This is a genomic window from Mycobacterium sp. (assembly GCF_035633495.1).
In the GTDB taxonomy this organism is placed as follows: domain Bacteria; phylum Actinomycetota; class Actinomycetes; order Mycobacteriales; family Mycobacteriaceae; genus Mycobacterium.
Genome location: NZ_DASQEU010000149.1, coordinates 79,015 through 94,791 on the forward strand (window position 1 = coordinate 79,015; position 15,777 = coordinate 94,791).

The 15,777-nt window shown below is 68.2% G+C and carries 12 protein-coding genes and 3 pseudogenes; 14 read left to right on the top strand and 1 reads right to left on the bottom strand.

The features are described from left to right. Nucleotides 1-168 precede the first annotated feature (168 nt). The 8 genes and pseudogenes from VET27_RS22180 to VET27_RS22215 form a co-directional block, all read left to right on the top strand. Entirely contained in the window at nt 169-2,640 is a 2,472-nt protein-coding gene (locus tag VET27_RS22180; protein WP_526521780.1) for a phosphoketolase family protein, read from the top strand. Nucleotides 2,641-2,686: 46 nt separating this feature from the next. After that, complete coding sequence (locus VET27_RS22185) at nt 2,687-5,056, top strand: CaiB/BaiF CoA-transferase family protein (protein ID WP_526521764.1); 2,370 nt, start codon at nt 2,687-2,689, stop codon at nt 5,054-5,056. Then, the gene (locus VET27_RS22190; protein WP_526521765.1) at nt 5,053-6,498 is read left to right on the top strand and encodes an aldehyde dehydrogenase; all 1,446 of its coding nucleotides are present in this window, start codon (nt 5,053-5,055) and stop codon (nt 6,496-6,498) included. The genes VET27_RS22185 and VET27_RS22190 overlap by 4 nt, the downstream gene beginning before the upstream one ends. Before the next feature lie 94 nt (nt 6,499-6,592). Beyond that, nucleotides 6,593-8,065 (top strand): acetyl-CoA acetyltransferase, encoded by a 1,473-nt coding sequence (locus tag VET27_RS22195; protein ID WP_526521766.1) that lies wholly within the window; start codon nt 6,593-6,595, stop codon nt 8,063-8,065. 79 nt (nt 8,066-8,144) lie between these two features. Further along, nucleotides 8,145-8,360, top strand: a complete 216-nt coding sequence (locus VET27_RS22200; RefSeq protein WP_526521767.1) for an L-rhamnose mutarotase — start codon at nt 8,145-8,147, stop codon at nt 8,358-8,360. 47 nt (nt 8,361-8,407) lie between these two features. Further along, on the top strand, nt 8,408-8,722 hold the full coding sequence (locus VET27_RS22205) for an FGGY-family carbohydrate kinase (RefSeq protein ID WP_526521781.1): 315 nt from the start codon (nt 8,408-8,410) through the stop codon (nt 8,720-8,722). Between the two features lie 2 nt (nt 8,723-8,724). After that, nucleotides 8,725-9,966 carry an alpha-hydroxy acid oxidase gene (locus VET27_RS22210; RefSeq protein WP_526521768.1) on the top strand — a complete coding sequence of 414 codons (1,242 nt, stop codon included), beginning with the start codon at nt 8,725-8,727 and terminating at the stop codon, nt 9,964-9,966. A 17-nt stretch (nt 9,967-9,983) separates the two neighbouring features. Next, a pseudogene (locus tag VET27_RS22215) lies at nt 9,984-10,154 on the top strand (LacI family DNA-binding transcriptional regulator); the annotation flags it as partial. A 7-nt stretch (nt 10,155-10,161) separates the two neighbouring features. On the opposite strand, the gene VET27_RS22220 reads toward VET27_RS22215, so the two are convergent. Next, on the bottom strand, nt 10,162-11,082 hold the full coding sequence (locus tag VET27_RS22220; RefSeq protein ID WP_526521769.1) for a sugar-binding transcriptional regulator: 921 nt from the start codon (nt 11,080-11,082) through the stop codon (nt 10,162-10,164). Nucleotides 11,083-11,214: 132 nt separating this feature from the next. Here VET27_RS22220 and VET27_RS22225 point away from each other — a divergent pair, with 132 nt between their 5' ends. The 6 genes and pseudogenes from VET27_RS22225 to VET27_RS22250 form a co-directional block, all read left to right on the top strand. After that, on the top strand, nt 11,215-11,856 hold the full coding sequence (locus tag VET27_RS22225) for an SIS domain-containing protein (protein ID WP_526521770.1): 642 nt from the start codon (nt 11,215-11,217) through the stop codon (nt 11,854-11,856). Further along, nucleotides 11,853-13,340 carry an FGGY family carbohydrate kinase gene (locus VET27_RS22230; protein ID WP_526521771.1) on the top strand — a complete coding sequence of 496 codons (1,488 nt, stop codon included), beginning with the start codon at nt 11,853-11,855 and terminating at the stop codon, nt 13,338-13,340. The genes VET27_RS22225 and VET27_RS22230 overlap by 4 nt, the downstream gene beginning before the upstream one ends. Next, nucleotides 13,337-13,978 (top strand): ribulose phosphate epimerase, encoded by a 642-nt coding sequence (locus tag VET27_RS22235; protein WP_526521772.1) that lies wholly within the window; start codon nt 13,337-13,339, stop codon nt 13,976-13,978. Before VET27_RS22230 ends, VET27_RS22235 begins: the two co-directional genes overlap by 4 nt. Next, nucleotides 13,975-14,994, top strand: a complete 1,020-nt coding sequence (locus VET27_RS22240; RefSeq protein WP_526521773.1) for an NAD(P)-dependent alcohol dehydrogenase — start codon at nt 13,975-13,977, stop codon at nt 14,992-14,994. Before VET27_RS22235 ends, VET27_RS22240 begins: the two co-directional genes overlap by 4 nt. Beyond that, nucleotides 14,991-15,548: pseudogene (locus tag VET27_RS22245) on the top strand (ATP-binding cassette domain-containing protein); the annotation flags it as partial. The gene VET27_RS22240 and the pseudogene VET27_RS22245, both read left to right, overlap by 4 nt. Continuing rightward, nucleotides 15,548-15,706, top strand: a pseudogene (locus tag VET27_RS22250) (xylitol/threitol ABC transporter substrate-binding protein); the annotation flags it as partial. The pseudogenes VET27_RS22245 and VET27_RS22250, both read left to right, overlap by 1 nt. Between the last annotated feature and the right edge of the window lie 71 nt (nt 15,707-15,777).

The window sequence follows — 15,777 nt, forward strand, 5'->3', positions numbered from 1 at the left end:
TGTCTGGAGGTTTGCCCAGGTCAGAAGCGATGGTTCGGGCGACTCACCACCCAGGTGACCGGGAGATGAATTCCCGAGCCCGCCCAAGCGGCGAGACCGCGCCGACGGTTGGATGGCAGGTAGGGCGTCGCCCCGACGCCGTAGGAGCGTGTTCCGATGACCGACTCGATGACCGCCTGGAGTGCCGCCGCACCCGATCCGCTGAGCGATGCGACCCTCGCCCGGTTGGATGGCTGGTGGCGCGCCGCGAACTACCTGTCCGTCGGGCAGATCTACCTACTGAGCAATCCACTGCTGCGCACGCCACTCTCCCGCGACGACGTGAAACCCCGACTGCTCGGACACTGGGGCACAACCCCGGGCCTCAACTTCCTCTACGCGCATCTCAACAGGGCGATCAAGGCCCGCGAGCAGCCGACGATCTACGTCACGGGTCCCGGCCACGGCGGTCCCGGTCTGGTGGCCAACGCCTACCTCGACGGGACCTATTCGGAGGTCTACTCCGACGTCACCCCGGATGCCGAGGGCATGCGACGGCTGTTCCGGCAGTTCTCCTTCCCTGGCGGCATTCCGTCGCATGTCGCTCCCGAGACTCCGGGGTCGATCCACGAGGGCGGCGAGCTCGGCTACGCGCTCTCGCACGCCTACGGCGCGGCGTTCGACAATCCCGATCTGCTCGTCGCTGCAGTGGTCGGTGACGGGGAGGCAGAGACCGGCGCGTTGGCGACGAGCTGGCATTCGAACAAGTTCACCAACCCGGCCCAGGACGGCGTCGTTCTTCCGATCCTGCATCTCAACGGCTACAAGATCGCCAATCCGACTGTGCTCGCTCGCATTCCGGAAGCGGAGCTGCGCAGTCTGATGATCGGCTACGGGCACAACCCGTACTTCTTCGAAGTGGCCGACGACTCGGAGGGCACTGACGCGGAAGACCATGCCGACGTCCACCGCCGTTTCGCGACCCTGCTCGACACCGTCCTCGACGAGATCGTTGAGATCAAGCTGAAGGCCGCCGCCGGCGAGGAAGAGCGACCGCGTTGGCCGATGATCGTCTTCCGCACTCCTAAGGGTTGGACCGGGCCCGCCTACATCGACGGCAAGAAGACCACTGGATCCTGGCGCGCACATCAGGTTCCGCTCGCCAATGCCCGCGACACCCCTGAGCATCTGCAGGTGTTGGCCGACTGGTTGGCTTCCTATCGGGTCGACGAACTTTTCGACGAGAACGGGACACTCAACGCGGAGATCGCCGAGCTGGCACCGACGGGGCAACTCAGGATGAGCGACAACCCCCACACCAACGGCGGGCTGCTACTCAAGGACCTGCGGCTGCCCGACTTCCGGAAGTACGGCGTGGACGTGCCCGGTCCCGGCGCGACGATGGCCGAGGCCACCAGGGTTCTCGGAAGCTGGCTCACCGACGTGGTGCGCCTCAATCCCCACAACTTTCGCATCTTCGGGCCGGACGAGACCGCATCGAACCGTCTACAGGGCGTGTTCGATGCCACCGACAAACAGTGGAATGCCGAGTACTTCTCTCCGGAGGTCGACGATCACCTGGCCCGCGTCGGGCGAGTGGTCGAGATGCTGTCCGAGCACCAGTGCCAGGGCTGGCTGGAGGGCTACCTGCTCACTGGACGGCACGGCATGTTCAACTGCTACGAAGCGTTCATCCACATCATCGACTCGATGATGAATCAGCACGCCAAATGGCTCAAGGTCACCAACCACATACCGTGGCGCCGACCGATCGCCAGCTTGAATTATCTACTGTCCAGCCATGTCTGGCGCCAAGACCACAACGGGTTCAGCCATCAGGATCCCGGGTTCATCGATCACGTGGTAAACAAGCGAGCCGAGGTCGTGAGGGTCTACCTACCGCCGGATGCGAACACCCTGCTGTCGACCTACGACCACTGTCTGCGGTCGCGGCAGTACGTCAACGTGGTCGTCGCGGGCAAGCAACCCGCCCCGAACTACCTCACCATGGAGGAAGCCGTCGCGCATTGCACCAGAGGTCTGGGCATCTGGGAGTGGGCGGGCACCGAGCGACTCGGTGAGGAACCCGACGTCGTCATCGGCACTGCGGGTGACGTCCCGACGCTCGAGGGACTCGCCGCGGTGGACCTTCTCAAAAAGCACATTCCAGACCTGAAGATCCGATTCGTCAACGTCGTGGACCTGATGCGACTGCAGGACGCGACCGAGCATCCGCACGGTCTGTCCAACAAGGCCTTCGACATGGTCTTCACCCCCGACAAGCCGGTCATCTTCGCCTATCACGGGTACCCGTGGCTCATCCACCGGCTGATCTACCGCCGCACCGGCAGCGACAACTTTCACGTGCGGGGCTACAAGGAGGAGGGCACCACGACCACCCCGTTCGACATGGTGATGCTGAACGATCTCGACCGCTTCCACTTGGCGATCGACGTCGTCGACCGCGTGCCGTCGCTGCAGACGAGGTATGCGACCTTCCGCCAGGAGATGGTCGATGCGCGGATCGCGGCCCGCGAGTACACGCGCATACACGGTGACGACGTCCCCGAAGTCCGGGACTGGATCTGGCCCGACGCCCGCGGCGCCGTCTCGTCGTCCGAGATCGCCGCGACCGCCGCGACGGGCGGGGACAACGAGTAGGGACCCGCCAAGCACCCTTGGGGGTCGCTGAACGATACTGGTCCGCATGCTTGACACGTGTCAGCTTCTGGCGTCGGTGCGGGTGCTGGACACCGGTGGCCCGAGTTCCGACGGCGTGAGCAGGCTTCTGGCCGATCTGGGCGCCGACGTGCTCAAGGTCGAAGCGCCGGGCGGCGCCGCACACCGCACGGCCCGGCCCACCGTGGCGGGAGTATCGGTTTCCTTCGCGCTGGAGAACGCGAACAAGCGCAGCACCGTGCTCGACCCGCTCGAGGCGAGTGATCGCGACCGCTTCGCCGAGCTCGTCGGCGGGGCCGACATCCTCGTCGACGCTGAGGGACCCGTCGGCGCCACGGCATTCGGTGCCTCTGCCGCCGACCTAGCGGCCCGGTATGAACACCTCGTCGTACTCGAGGTCACCGACTTCGGCACGTCGGGTCCTCGCGCGGAGTGGCAAGCCACCGACGCCGTGCTCTACGCGATGTCCACGGCACTGTCACGGTCGGGCCCCACCACGGGTCGCCCCGTCCTGCCGCCGTACGGGATCGCCTCTGCCACCGCCGCGGTCCAGGCCGCCTGGGTCGCGCTTGTCGCCTACTACCACCGATTGCGCTGCGGCCGAGGCGATTACATCGACTTCTCCCGATTCGAGGCAGTCGTCCAGTGCCTGGATCCGCCGCTCGGCTCGGAGGGGCAGGCAGCCGTCGGGCGGAAGCCGTCCGCCGAGTTGTGGCGCGGACGTCCACGCAATCAACAGATCTACCCGACGTTCCCGTGCCGCGACGGGTTCGTCAGGATCTGCCTGCTGTCGGCGCGCCAATGGCGCGGAATGCGGGCCTGGCTCGGCGAACCCGAACAGTTCTCCGATCCGAAGTTCGAGTCGATCGGCGCCCGCTACGCCGCCTCGGGGGAGCTCAACGCCGTCATCGCCGACCTGTTCGAGGCGCAGACGATGGACGCCCTCGTCGTCGAGGGGCAGCGCAGAGGCGTCCCCATCGCCGCCGTGCTCAGCCCCGCCCAAGCACTCGCCTCGGACCACTTCCGCTGCGTCGGTGCGCTGACCGAGACACGGGTCGCGCCGAACACCACGCTGTCGGTACCGTCGGGGCCGTTCGTGATCGACGGTCGCCGGGCGGGCCTCGTGCGCCCATGCCCGGAGGTGGGCGGCGACGACGGCCGGTGGCTCGGCGCGCCGCGCCCGTCGGAGCAGTCGGGCCGCGAACCGGGGGCCCGTCCGTTCGAGGGGCTGCGCCTCCTGGACCTCGGCGTCATCGTCGCCGGTGGTGAGCTCGGCCGGTTGTTCGCCGACCTCGGTGCCGAGGTGATCAAGGTGGAGAGCGCGACGTATCCCGACGGATTGCGGCAAACCTCGCCCGGGCAGCCGATGAGCAGGTCCTGGGCGCTGACCCATCGCAACGAGTCCAGCCTCGGTCTCGATCTGCGCCGTCCGGACGGTGCCGCGATCTTCCGCCGCCTGGTGTCGGCGTCCGACGGGGTGTTCGCCAACTTCAAGCCGGGAACCCTTGACTCCCTTGGCTTCTCCTACGACGAGCTGTGCGGTCTCAACCCGCGCATCGTCCTCGCCGAGAGCAGCGCCTTCGGCTCGACCGGCCCGTGGAGCGGTCGGATGGGCTACGGGCCGCTGGTGCGCGCCACCACCGGCGTCAGCAGACTGTGGACGTCGGACGACGCGGACGACGCCGGTTTCTACGATTCGACCACGATCTTCCCGGACCACGTCGTCGCCAGGATCACCGCGATCGCCACCCTGGCGGTACTCGTCAACCGGCACGACGCCGACGCGGGTGCGCACGTGCACATCTCGCAGGCCGAGGCCGCCGTCAACCAGCTCGCTACGTCCTACGTCACCGATGCCGCGCGTGCCGCCGGGCTCGACGTCGACGACGACGACGCGGTCCACGCCGTCTACCCGTGTGCGGGCGATGACGAGTGGTGCGTCATCTCCGTGCGCTCGGACGACGATCGCGTCGCGCTGGCCAAGGTAATGTGTATCGACGAGTTGGCAAGCAGCAGAGCGGAATTCATCGACAAGCTGTCGGAGTGGACAGCGGTTCGGGACAAGGGTGAGGTCGTCGAGGCGGTCCAGGACGCCGGTGTGCCCGCCGGCCCGATGAACCGCGCGGTCGACGTCCTCGCCGACCCGCAGCTCGCCTTTCGTCACCTCTACGCCGACATCGTGCACCCCCTCTTCGCGGCACCGCTGCCCGCCGAGACTCATCCGGCGCCCTTCCGGCGGATCGCCGATGCGCCCCTGCGGCCCGCTCCGATGCCGGGGGAGCAGACTCGGGAGATCGTCGGCGACGTGCTGCATCTGGACGCCGACGAGACCGACCGCTTGATCGCCGAGGGCGTGCTGTTCGCATGGTCCGGCCCAGACACGAGGAGCACATCATGACGACGTTTTCGGACTTCGATGGCGGCAGGCTGTTCGTCGATGGACGATTCCGCAAGGCCGACAAGGTGGAACCGGTCATCGAGGCGGCGACCGGTGAGCCCCTCGGCGACGGTTCGTCGGCCACCGAATCCGAGATCGACGACGCCGTGGCCGCGGCGGGCGCGGCGCTGGACGGATGGCGCGCCACCCCCGCGGCCGAACGCGCCGCGATCCTGATGAGCTTCGCCGACGCGCTGGCCGCGCGCTCGTCGACCACCAACGAGTTGTGCACGCGCGAGAACGGCATGCCGATCCGGCTGTCGCGGGGTTCTAACGGGGCCTTCCCCGCGGCGCTGCTGCGCTACTACGCGGGTCTGATCGGCCAGTCCGACGAGGAGGAGATCCGGCCCGCGATGATCGGGCACACCATCGTGCGTCGTGAGCCCGTCGGCGTGGTCGGAGCGATCACGCCGTGGAACTACCCCCAGGCACTCGCGGCCATGAAGGTCGCGCCCGCGCTCGCCGCGGGGTGCACGATGGTGCTCAAGGCTGCTCCCGAAACCGCAATGGACGCACTGATATTCGGTGAAGCCGCCCAGGAAGCCGGCCTGCCGGCGGGCGTGCTGAACATCGTGGCCGGTGGCCCGGTCGCCGGAGCGCACCTGGTGCAGCATCCCGGCGTCGACAAGGTGGCCTTCACCGGCTCCACTGCGGCGGGCCGCGTAATCGCCGAGATGTGCGGGCGGCTGCTGCGTCCGGTCACCCTGGAGTTGGGCGGCAAGTCCGCGGCCATCATCCTCGACGACGCCGACCTCGATGCGACCATCAAGGGTCTGCGATCGGCCTCGTTCATCAACAACGGCCAGACGTGCCATCTGAGCTCGCGGATCCTGGCACCGCGCTCGCGGTACGCCGAGGTGGTCGACGCGGTGGCAGCGCTGGCGGACGGCCTCACCGTCGGCGATCCGCTGGAGAAGACCACCCTGGTCGGCCCGCTGGTCAGCGCCCGCCAGCGCGAACGCGTGCTCAATTACATCGACATCGGCAAGGCAGAAGGCGGGAAAGTCGTTGCGGGCGGCTCGGTTCCGGCGGATCAGCCGCGGGGTTGGTTCGTCTCGCCCACCGTCTTCGCCGACGTCGACAACTCTGCTCGCATCGCGCAGGAGGAGATCTTCGGACCGGTGGTCGCGGTGATTCCGTATGACACCGACCGCGAGGCGATCGACATCGCCAATGACAGCGAGTTCGGTCTGGGCGGCACGGTCTGGTCCACCGACGCCGACCGCGCCACCGACATCGCCCGGGCCGTCCGCACCGGCACGATCGGCGTCAACGACTACCAGCTGGACATGCAGGCGCCCTTCGGTGGCGTCAAGGCCAGCGGCATGGGCCGCGAACTGGGCCCGGAGGGTCTCGCGGCGTATCAGACGCTGAAGTCCATCTACCGCGTCGGCCCCGCCTAACTTCTCTCTTTGCCGCGAGCGTGCGTGTCTGCGGACGACACGCCGCGGCTGAACGCCACAACGCGCACGCTCGCGCACGGCAGAAAGGCTCACAGTGCCGCTGGACCCCAGAACACCAGTGCTCGTCGGCTACGGCCAGGTCAACCAACGCGACAGTGATCCCGCGATCGAGCCCGTCGACCTGATGGAACGGGCGACTCGGGCCGCCGCCGATCCGCGGGTGCTCGAAGCCGTCGAGTCGGTGCGCATCGTCAACCTGCTGTCCTGGCGGTACCGCAATCCCGGTGTGCTTCTTGCGCAACGGATCCGGGCACCCCACGCGGAGGGTCGGTACACCAGCATCGGTGGCAACGTCCCACAGTCGCTGGTCAATCAGGCCTGTCTGGACATCCAACGCGGTTCCGCGGACACCATCCTCATCGCTGGCGCCGAGACGTGGCGCACCCGCACGAAGGTGCGCGCGGCGGGCGGCAAACTCGATTACACCAAGCAGGACGACACCGTGCCCGTTCCGCAGGGCGCCGACGACGAGTTCGCACTGGCCGGCCCCGTGGAACTCCGCATTCACCTGGACCGACCATCGTTCGTCTACCCGATGTTCGAGCAGGCGTTGCGCATCACGGCGGGGGAGACGCCCGACGAGCATCGCCGTCGGATCGGTGAGCTGTGGGCCGGCTTCAGCGCCGTCGCACAGGCCAACCCGCACGCCTGGAACCGCAATCCCGTTACCGCCGAGGAGATTTGGCAGCCTAGCCCGAGCAACAGAATGATCAGCTGGCCCTACACCAAGCTGATGAACTCCAACAACATGGTCGACCAGGGGGCGGCCCTGATCCTGATGTCGGCGGAGAAGGCGACGCACCTCCAGATTCCGACCGACCGCTGGGTGTTCCCGTATGCGGGCACCGACGCCCACGACACCTATCTGATCGGCGAGCGCGACGAGTTCGACCGTTCACCCGCCATCCGGATCGCCGGTGGACGGGCGCTCGAGTTGGCGGGCAAGGGCGTGGACGACATGGACTTCGTCGACGTCTACTCCTGCTTCCCCTCGGCGGTTCAGGTCGCCGCACGCGAGCTCGGTCTGCCGCTCGACGGCGACCGTCCGCTGACGGTGACGGGCGGTCTGACCTTCGCGGGCGGGCCGTGGAACAACTACGTCACGCACTCCATCGCCACCATGGCGGAGCGACTGGCGGCGTCGCCCGGCACGCTCGGCCTCGTCACGGCCAACGGCGGTTACCTGACCAAACACAGCTTCGGCGTCTACGGCACCGAGCCGCCGAGCAGTGAGTTCCGTTGGGAGGAGCTGCAATCCGCCGTCGACGCCGAACCCACGCGGGTCGCCGAGGACGTCTGGGAGGGCGTCGGGACCGTTGAGTCGTGGACTACGCCGGTCAGCCGAGACGGCGTAGCGGAGAAGGTGTTCCTCGCCGTCCGCACGCCCGCCGGCACCCGTGCCCTCGCGGTCATTATCGACGCCTCGGAGGCCGAGGCCAGTACCCGCGAGGACATTGCGGGCGTCAAGGTCCGTGTGTACGCCGACGGGAACGCCACCCTCGCCTGACCCCCGCGCGCACCCCTCGCGATTTCGGCGTGCACGGTTGCGGTGAGCGCGACCGAGCACGCCGAAATCGCGAGGCTTCGTGCTCCGGCTCAAACCCGACCGCGTCGACGCGTACGTCGCCGCCCATGACCACGTGTGGCCCGCGATGCTCGGCGCCCAGCGCGACGCAGGCTGGCGCAACGACTCCCTGTTCGTCCGGCCCGACGACGGGCTCGTCGTCGGCTACCTCGAAACCGACGACTTCGCCGCTGGCAGGCGGGCATGGCCGACTTCTTTCAGAATCCCGCTGGGTTAAGCCGGGCCAGGCGATGACACCGCTCACCGAGTACTTCCACCTCGACCATCGTCGAAAGCCTCGCCGCCGGATTCGCCCGCGGCGTCGACCAGTCCGCCGCGCTGTCGGGTGTTCCGGTCGAGACGGTTCACCTGGTCGGTGGCGGCGCCAGAAACCGCCTGCTCTGTCAGCTGGTCGCCGACCGCGTCGGCACGCCGGTGATCGCCGGCCCCGTGGAGGCGACCGCAATCGGTAATGTCCTGGTTCAGGCTCGCGCACACGGCTTGTTGCGCGGCGATCTCGAGGATCTGCGTGGCAGCATGACCACCACGCTGCCCACTGAACGTTTCGAGCCGCAACGGGCTCCGGCCGGAAGGGTTTGACGATGAAGAGACGGTTTCCGAGCAGACACGATCTTGCGCCGCTCATGCAGTTCAAGAAGCCGGAGTTCGACGCCACCAAGCGCAGGCTGGACAAGGCGCTGACGATCGAGGACCTGCGCCGCATCGCCAAGCGGCGCACCCCGCGGGCGGCGTTCGACTACACCGACGGCTCCGCGGAGGCCGAACTGTCCATCGCGCGTGCGCGGCAGGCGTTCTCCGACATCGAATTCCACCCTGCCATCCTTCGGGACGTGTCGAAGGTCAGCACCGGGTGGGACGTCCTCGGTGCGCCGGTGAGCTTGCCGTTCGGAATCGCGCCCACCGGATTCACCCGCATGATGCACACCGAGGGTGAGATCGCCGGTGCGCACGCCGCGGCGAGGGCGGGCATTCCGTTCTCGCTGTCGACGATGGGCACCACCGCGATCGAAGACGTCAAGGCCGCGAACCCCCTGGGCCGCAACTGGTTCCAGCTGTACATGTGGAAGGACCGGGACCGGTCGATGGCGCTCGTCGAGCGCGCGGTGGCCGCCGGCTACGACACCCTGCTGGTAACCGTCGACGTCCCCGTCGCGGGCGCCCGGTTGCGCGACAAGCGCAACGGCATGTCCATTCCGCCCGCCCTCACGCTGCGCACCATCGCCAACGCGCTGCCGCGACCGCAGTGGTGGATCGACTTCCTGACCACCGAGCCGCTGGCGTTCGCGTCGCTCGACCGTTGGTCGGGCACGGTGGCGGAGCTGCTGGACACCATGTTCGACCCCACGGTGACCTTCGACGACCTGGCCTGGATCAAGTCGCAGTGGCCTGGCAAGTTCGTGGTCAAGGGCATCCAAACCGTCGCCGACGCCCGCGCGGTGACCGAGTTGGGCGTCGACGCCATCCTGCTGTCCAATCACGGTGGGCGCCAGCTCGATCGGGCACCGATTCCGTTTCACCTGTTGCCCGCGGTGGCCGCCGAGGTCGGCAAGGACGTCGAGGTCATGCTCGACACCGGAATCATGTCCGGTGCCGACGTGGTGGCCGCCGTGGCCATGGGCGCACGGTTCACGTTGATCGGCCGCGCCTACCTGTACGGTCTGATGGCAGGCGGCGAGGCCGGTGTCGACCGTGCCATCGAAATCCTCTCGGGCCAGGTCGAGCGCACGATGCGCCTGCTGGGCGTGACCTGCCTGGAAGAGCTGAACCCCGACCACGTCACGCAACTGGTGCGGTTGGCGCCGCGGTCCCTGACCGGCAAGTAATCCTCGTGTCCGCCGGAATCCGCGAGGTCGCCGCAGCGGCATCGGTGTCCGTCGGCACGGTGTCCAACGTGCTCAACGCCCCGGAGCGGGTCACGCCGGCCACGGTCGCGCGGGTGCACGCCGCGATCGAGAAGTTGGGCTTCGTCCGCAACGACGCGGCCCGACAGCTGCGAGCGGGCCAGTCACGGCGCCAGATCAATCGAGGACTGCGGTGGCGATGTCGACGTCGGTGACCAGCGACGACACCAGGCCGGACTTCAGGACGGCCTTCGTGGCAGCTGCCTTCTCCTTGCCCGCAGCGATGGCGATCCTGGTCGGAATGCCGCGTAGCACCGGTTCGTCGATGCCCATCCTGCGCTCGTCGAGCCCGGGGACCCGCTGGCCGTCGGCGTCCAGTAGCAATGCGCAGGTTTCGGCGCACACACCGGCCATAGCGAGCGCCCCAGCCTCCTCGGCGGACAACGACTCGTACACCTGCGATGCACCGGGGCTCCACGCACCGACCGACACGATCGCGCAGCTGACCGAGGATTGACGGTCGATCGCCTCGCGGATCTGGAGGTTGTCACCCAGGCTCTGCGCGGTGCGCGCGTCCGTCACGACGAGCGGTGCATAGAGCGGCCACGACTCGCCGCCACTGACCTCACTGATCCGCCGCACCAGGTCGGTGCCGTTCGAGGTGATGCCACCTGCCATTCCCGTGAGTTGTACGACGTCGCAGCGGGGTAGCGACGTCAGGTACGGCGCGATGTGTGTCAGGGTGCGGCCGCAGTCGACGCCGACGACGTCGCCGGCGCGCAGAATCGATTGCAGCAGTTCGGCCATCGCTCTGGCGACCGCATCGACGTGGTCGGCGGTGTTGGTCGAGTCGGCCGCGACCGCGTACGCGTGCTCGAGTCCGTATTGGCACTGCAGGGCGGTCGAGAGTTCGACGTCGATGGCGCCGGGATTGTGAATCTTGATGTCGACCATGCCCGACTCGACGGCCTCGTCGAGCATCCTGGCGACCTTGAACCGGGACAACCCGAACTCCCCGGCGATCTGAATTCGGGTGCGCCCCTCCAGGTAATAACGACGGGCGATCACCGCGCGCTGGAACGACTCATCGGGTCCCATAGGCCGCCTCCCCCGGATCCTGAGCCGCTGGCTCGTCCCGCCTCTGCACATATGTGCAGCGGCGTTGACATGTGAGCATATGCATCGCATCATCCACATCACAAGGAAACACATGAGTATCGGGGCTACCAGATGAGCAAGGACGACACCGGCCTGGCCTCATTGGCCGGCGCCGTGTTGTCTCGCGAGTCTGCCGCGCTCTCCGCGCTGGTCGGGGCCGACGAGTCGAGCGTCGTTGCCATCGCCCGGCAGATGATCGGCATCGCCGGCAAGGTCGTCACGACCGGCTCGGGCACCTCGGGGATCATGGCCGAGCGCCTGGCCCACCTGCTCTCGGTATGCGGAACACCCGCGGTGTACCTGCCGTCGATGGACGCCCTGCACGGCGGAATGGGCGCCATCACCACCTCCGACTTGGTCGTCGCCATCTCCAAGACCGGTCAGAGCCACGAACTCACCAACCTCGTCGAACGACTCGGCCGACGCGGCATCCACGTCGTCGCCGTGACCGAGAGCCCCGCCTGGCCGTTCGCCGTCGCTGCAGGCAGCGTGGCTGCCCTCCCACCGACGCCTGCCGACGCAGATCCCGGCGACATGATCGCCATGGCAAGCACTCTCGCGGTCGGCGCCTGGAGCGACGCGGTCGCCGTCGTGACGATGTCGATGCGCGGCCACACCGTCGGAGACGTCATCGACAGCCACCCGGCAGGCGGCGTCGGCGTCCGCGGACACCGTCCGGGCGACGAGGCTGCGCCGGTGGTGCAGGGCGCATGACGACTTCCGCGGTGATGGGCGTCGACTCGTCGACACAGTCGTGCAAGGTCGAGATCCGCGACCTGACCACGGGGAGGCTCCTCGGTTCGGGTTCGGCGCCCCACCCACCGGGGTTCCCGCCACGCAGCGAACAGCACCCGAACGACTGGATCGACGCTCTCGTCGCGGCGACGAGCCAGGCGATGGGCAGGTGCGACGAGCGGCCCGACGTCCGTGCGATCTCCGTCGCGGCGCAGTGCCACGGGTTGGTCCTCCTCGACGGGAACGGCGAGGTGCTGCGCGCGGCCAAACTCTGGAACGACACCACCGGCGCGCCAAACCTGGCCCGGCTGGTCGAGCGCATCGGCGCCCGCCGCTGGGTGATGCGCATCGGCACGTTGCCGACCGCCGCGTTCACCATCGCCAAACTGGCGTGGGTCGCCGAGCACGAGCCCGGTCTGCTCGATCGCGTGGCGGCGGTGCTCCTGCCGCACGACTATCTGACCCATTGGCTCACCGGAGAGAAGGTGACCGACCGATCCGGCGCGTCCGGCACCGGATACTTCGATGCCGTTGAAGGACAGTGGATTCCGTCCTATCTCGAACTGGCCGCAGGCGACCGGGACTGGTCCACCAAGCTGCCGACCGTCCTCGGCCCCGCCGAGGCAGCCGGCACCGTTCGCCCCGCGCAGGCAGCTCGACTCGGCGCCGGCGACGGAGTGTTGGTAGGTGCGGGCGGCGGTGATCAACACGCGGCGTACCTCGGGCTGGGCCTCACCGATGGCGACCAGTACTTCGGCATCGGCACCTCGGGCGTCGTGGCGACGTCCTCACGGGGGCCGGTGTTCGACACGACCGGCGCCGTCGATGGTGTAGCCGACATGACCGGCGGGTATCTGCCATTGATGAGCACGCTGAACGCCGCCAGGGTCGTCGACCGGGCAGCCGTGCTGTTGGGCACCGACCTCGCCGGGATCTCCGAACTGGCGCTGGCGGCCGGCCCCACCCAGGGCCCGATTCTGGTGCCGTTCCTGGACGGCGAACGCACCCCCAACCGGCCCGACGCGCGTGGCGCCTTGGCCGACGTCACCTCTCTGACCACTCGCGAGGAGCTTGCCCGCGCCTTCGTCGAGGGCCCGCTGCTATCGCTGTTGTCCGGACGTGACAGCCTCGTGGCCTGCGGCGTCGAACTCGGCGGCGCCGCAACGGCCGTCGGCGGCGGAACGCGGTCGCCCGCGACCCTTCAGCTGCTGGCGGATCTACTCGGTGACGAGGTGACGCTGCCCGACGTCGACGAGGCGACCGCACGCGGTGCGTGCATCCAGGCGGCCGCCGTGGCGTCGCGCACCGACCGTGCCGGGCTCGTCGACCTCGCCAAGCAGTGGCTGCCCGACGCAAGGGCGCGGGTCGAGCCTCGCCAACACGGTCGGAACGTCGACGCCCTGCGGAAGCGGTGGGCGGCACTTGCGGCGTCGCCGATGCTCGAGGGCGGAGGCGCGTCGTGACCGCGCTCGCGACGTGGCACCAGGACTTTCCCGGCTTGCTGGCCGGATCCGTCTATGCGGCGCCCGATTCCCGGGTGGCTGCCGCGCAGACGCTGGCCGACACCGGACTCGACGTGCACGTCGACGTGATGGCCGTGTCGGAGGGACTACCTCCGGGTGTGAGTCTGGCTGAGCTGCAAATGATTTCGGCTGCCGTCGATCGAGAGAGGATCGGCGTGCACCTCACCGGATCCGGTGACTTCGTCGACGCCGTGCTGCCGAAGATCCTGGCCCTGCGCCCAGGGGTCGTGTTTCTGTCCTGGCAGGCATTCACCGCTGAACGCGCTCACGCGATCCGCGCGCTCGGCGGCGCGGCCTGGATCGCCGTGTGGCGGGAATGGGACGGCCTCGGCGATCCGCAATGGCCTGCCGATCCCGACGGCGTTCTGGTGATGCTCATCGAGCCCGGCACCAAGAATCGTTGCCGACTGGACCGGCTGGGTCTCGTCACCGCCTGCACGACGCGGTTCTCCGAGCTACCCGTGGCCGTCGACGGCGGTGTCACCAAGGAGATTGCGCCACTGTGCGCTGCTGCCGGCGTCCAGCAGGTGGTCGTCGGCCGTGCGCTACTGGCCTCCGAACGAAGGGAAGCGATATGACCGAAACCATGCGCGCCAGTGTGATGACTGGCGTCGGCACGCTGGAGATCGAGGACCGCGCCGTCCCGACACCGGGACCGCACGAGGTGCTGGTCGAGGTTGCGGCGGTCGGAGTCTGCGGCTCGGACGTGCACTACTACCGCCACGGACGGATCGGCGACTTCGTCGTCGAGCAACCGATGATCCTCGGTCACGAACTGTCGGGTCGCATCGCGGCCGTGGGAGAACGAGTCGACCCGACCCGCGTCGGCCAGCGGGTGGCGGTCGAGCCGCAGCATCCATGCAGGCGCTGCAAGCAGTGCACCGCGGGGCGCTACAACCTGTGCCCGTACATGGAGTTCTACGCCACCCCGCCGATCGACGGGGCATTCTGCGGCTACGTGACCATCGATGCCGAATTCGCCCATGCGGTGCCGGATTCCATGTCCGATGAGGCCGCCGCACTGCTCGAGCCGCTGTCGGTGGCGATCACGACCATGCGCAAGGCGCAGGTGGCTCCGGGAACCTCGATCCTCATCGCGGGCGCCGGACCCATCGGCGTCATGTGCGCGCAGGCCGCCCGTGCCTTCGGCGCCGCCCGGGTCGTCGTGTCGGATCCCCTGGAGTCACGACGGGAGAGTGTGCTGCGCTTCGGTGCCACCGAGGTGATCGATCCGATGGTCGATGACGTCGCCGCGCTCGATCCTCAGGTGGACGCCTTCGTCGACGCCAGTGGCGCGGCGCCCGCCGTGGTGAGCGGCATCAAGGCAGTCGGCCCGGCCGGGCACGTCGTCCTGGTCGGCATGGGTTCGGGCGACGTCGCGCTGCCGGTCGGCTACATCCAGAACATGGAGATCAACGTGACGGGCGTGTTTCGCTACACCGATACCTGGCCTGCAGCAATACATCTCGTCACATCCGGCGCAGTCGACCTCGACGGCATGGTCACCGGTCGATACGACCTGGAACACGTGGGTGAGGCGCTGGACAGCGACACCGATCCGGCCAGTCTCAAGTCGATCGTCGTCCCGACATGAAGGAGAGTGCCGTCACGAGCACCCGTTCACCGTTCGATCTGACCGGGCGCACCGCGCTGGTGACCGGCGGAAACCAGGGCCTCGGGCGGGCGTTCGCGTTCGGACTCGCCGAAGCGGGCGCCACCGTGGCGCGGATGAAGATCGTCAGCGGCCAGTACAGCGCCGACGGCGGGTCGGTGTCGGTGCAGGGCACCCATCTGGCCCTGGGCAATCCGCGCGACGCCGTTCGGCACGGCGTGGCGATCGTTCCGCAAGAACTGGCCTCCATCGAGGACATGACGGTCTACGAAAACCTCTTCGTGGGACGGGAACTGCGGCGCGGGCCGTTCCTCAACCGTCGGGCTATGATCGCCGAGGCCAAGGAGACGCTGTCGGCGTTCGACGTGGCCATCTAGCCCACCGCCCGGATGGGTAGCCTGCCGGTCGGCCTGCGGCAGATCGTGGAAATCGTCAAGGCGGCCCGCACCGGCGCGCAGGTCGTGATGCTCGACGAACCCACCTCGGCCATCTCCGAACGCGAGGTCGAGGGCCTGTACGGAATCGTGCGCCAACTCTCATGCCCGCGATCACCAAGGACAACGTCGACGTGGCGTACCAGCACGTCGTGAGCGAGCGCGCGAAGTTCCTGGCCGGCCTCAGTGAGCTGACCGCTCAGAACCTCAAGACCGGCGACATCGCCTACGAGGGAATCCCCGGGCAGAAGCAGCCCTGACTCCACCCGAATGAAGCATTCCACGGGCGAGGCGCGATGAGTTCCGCGGCACTAGCGAGTCGGTACCTAGA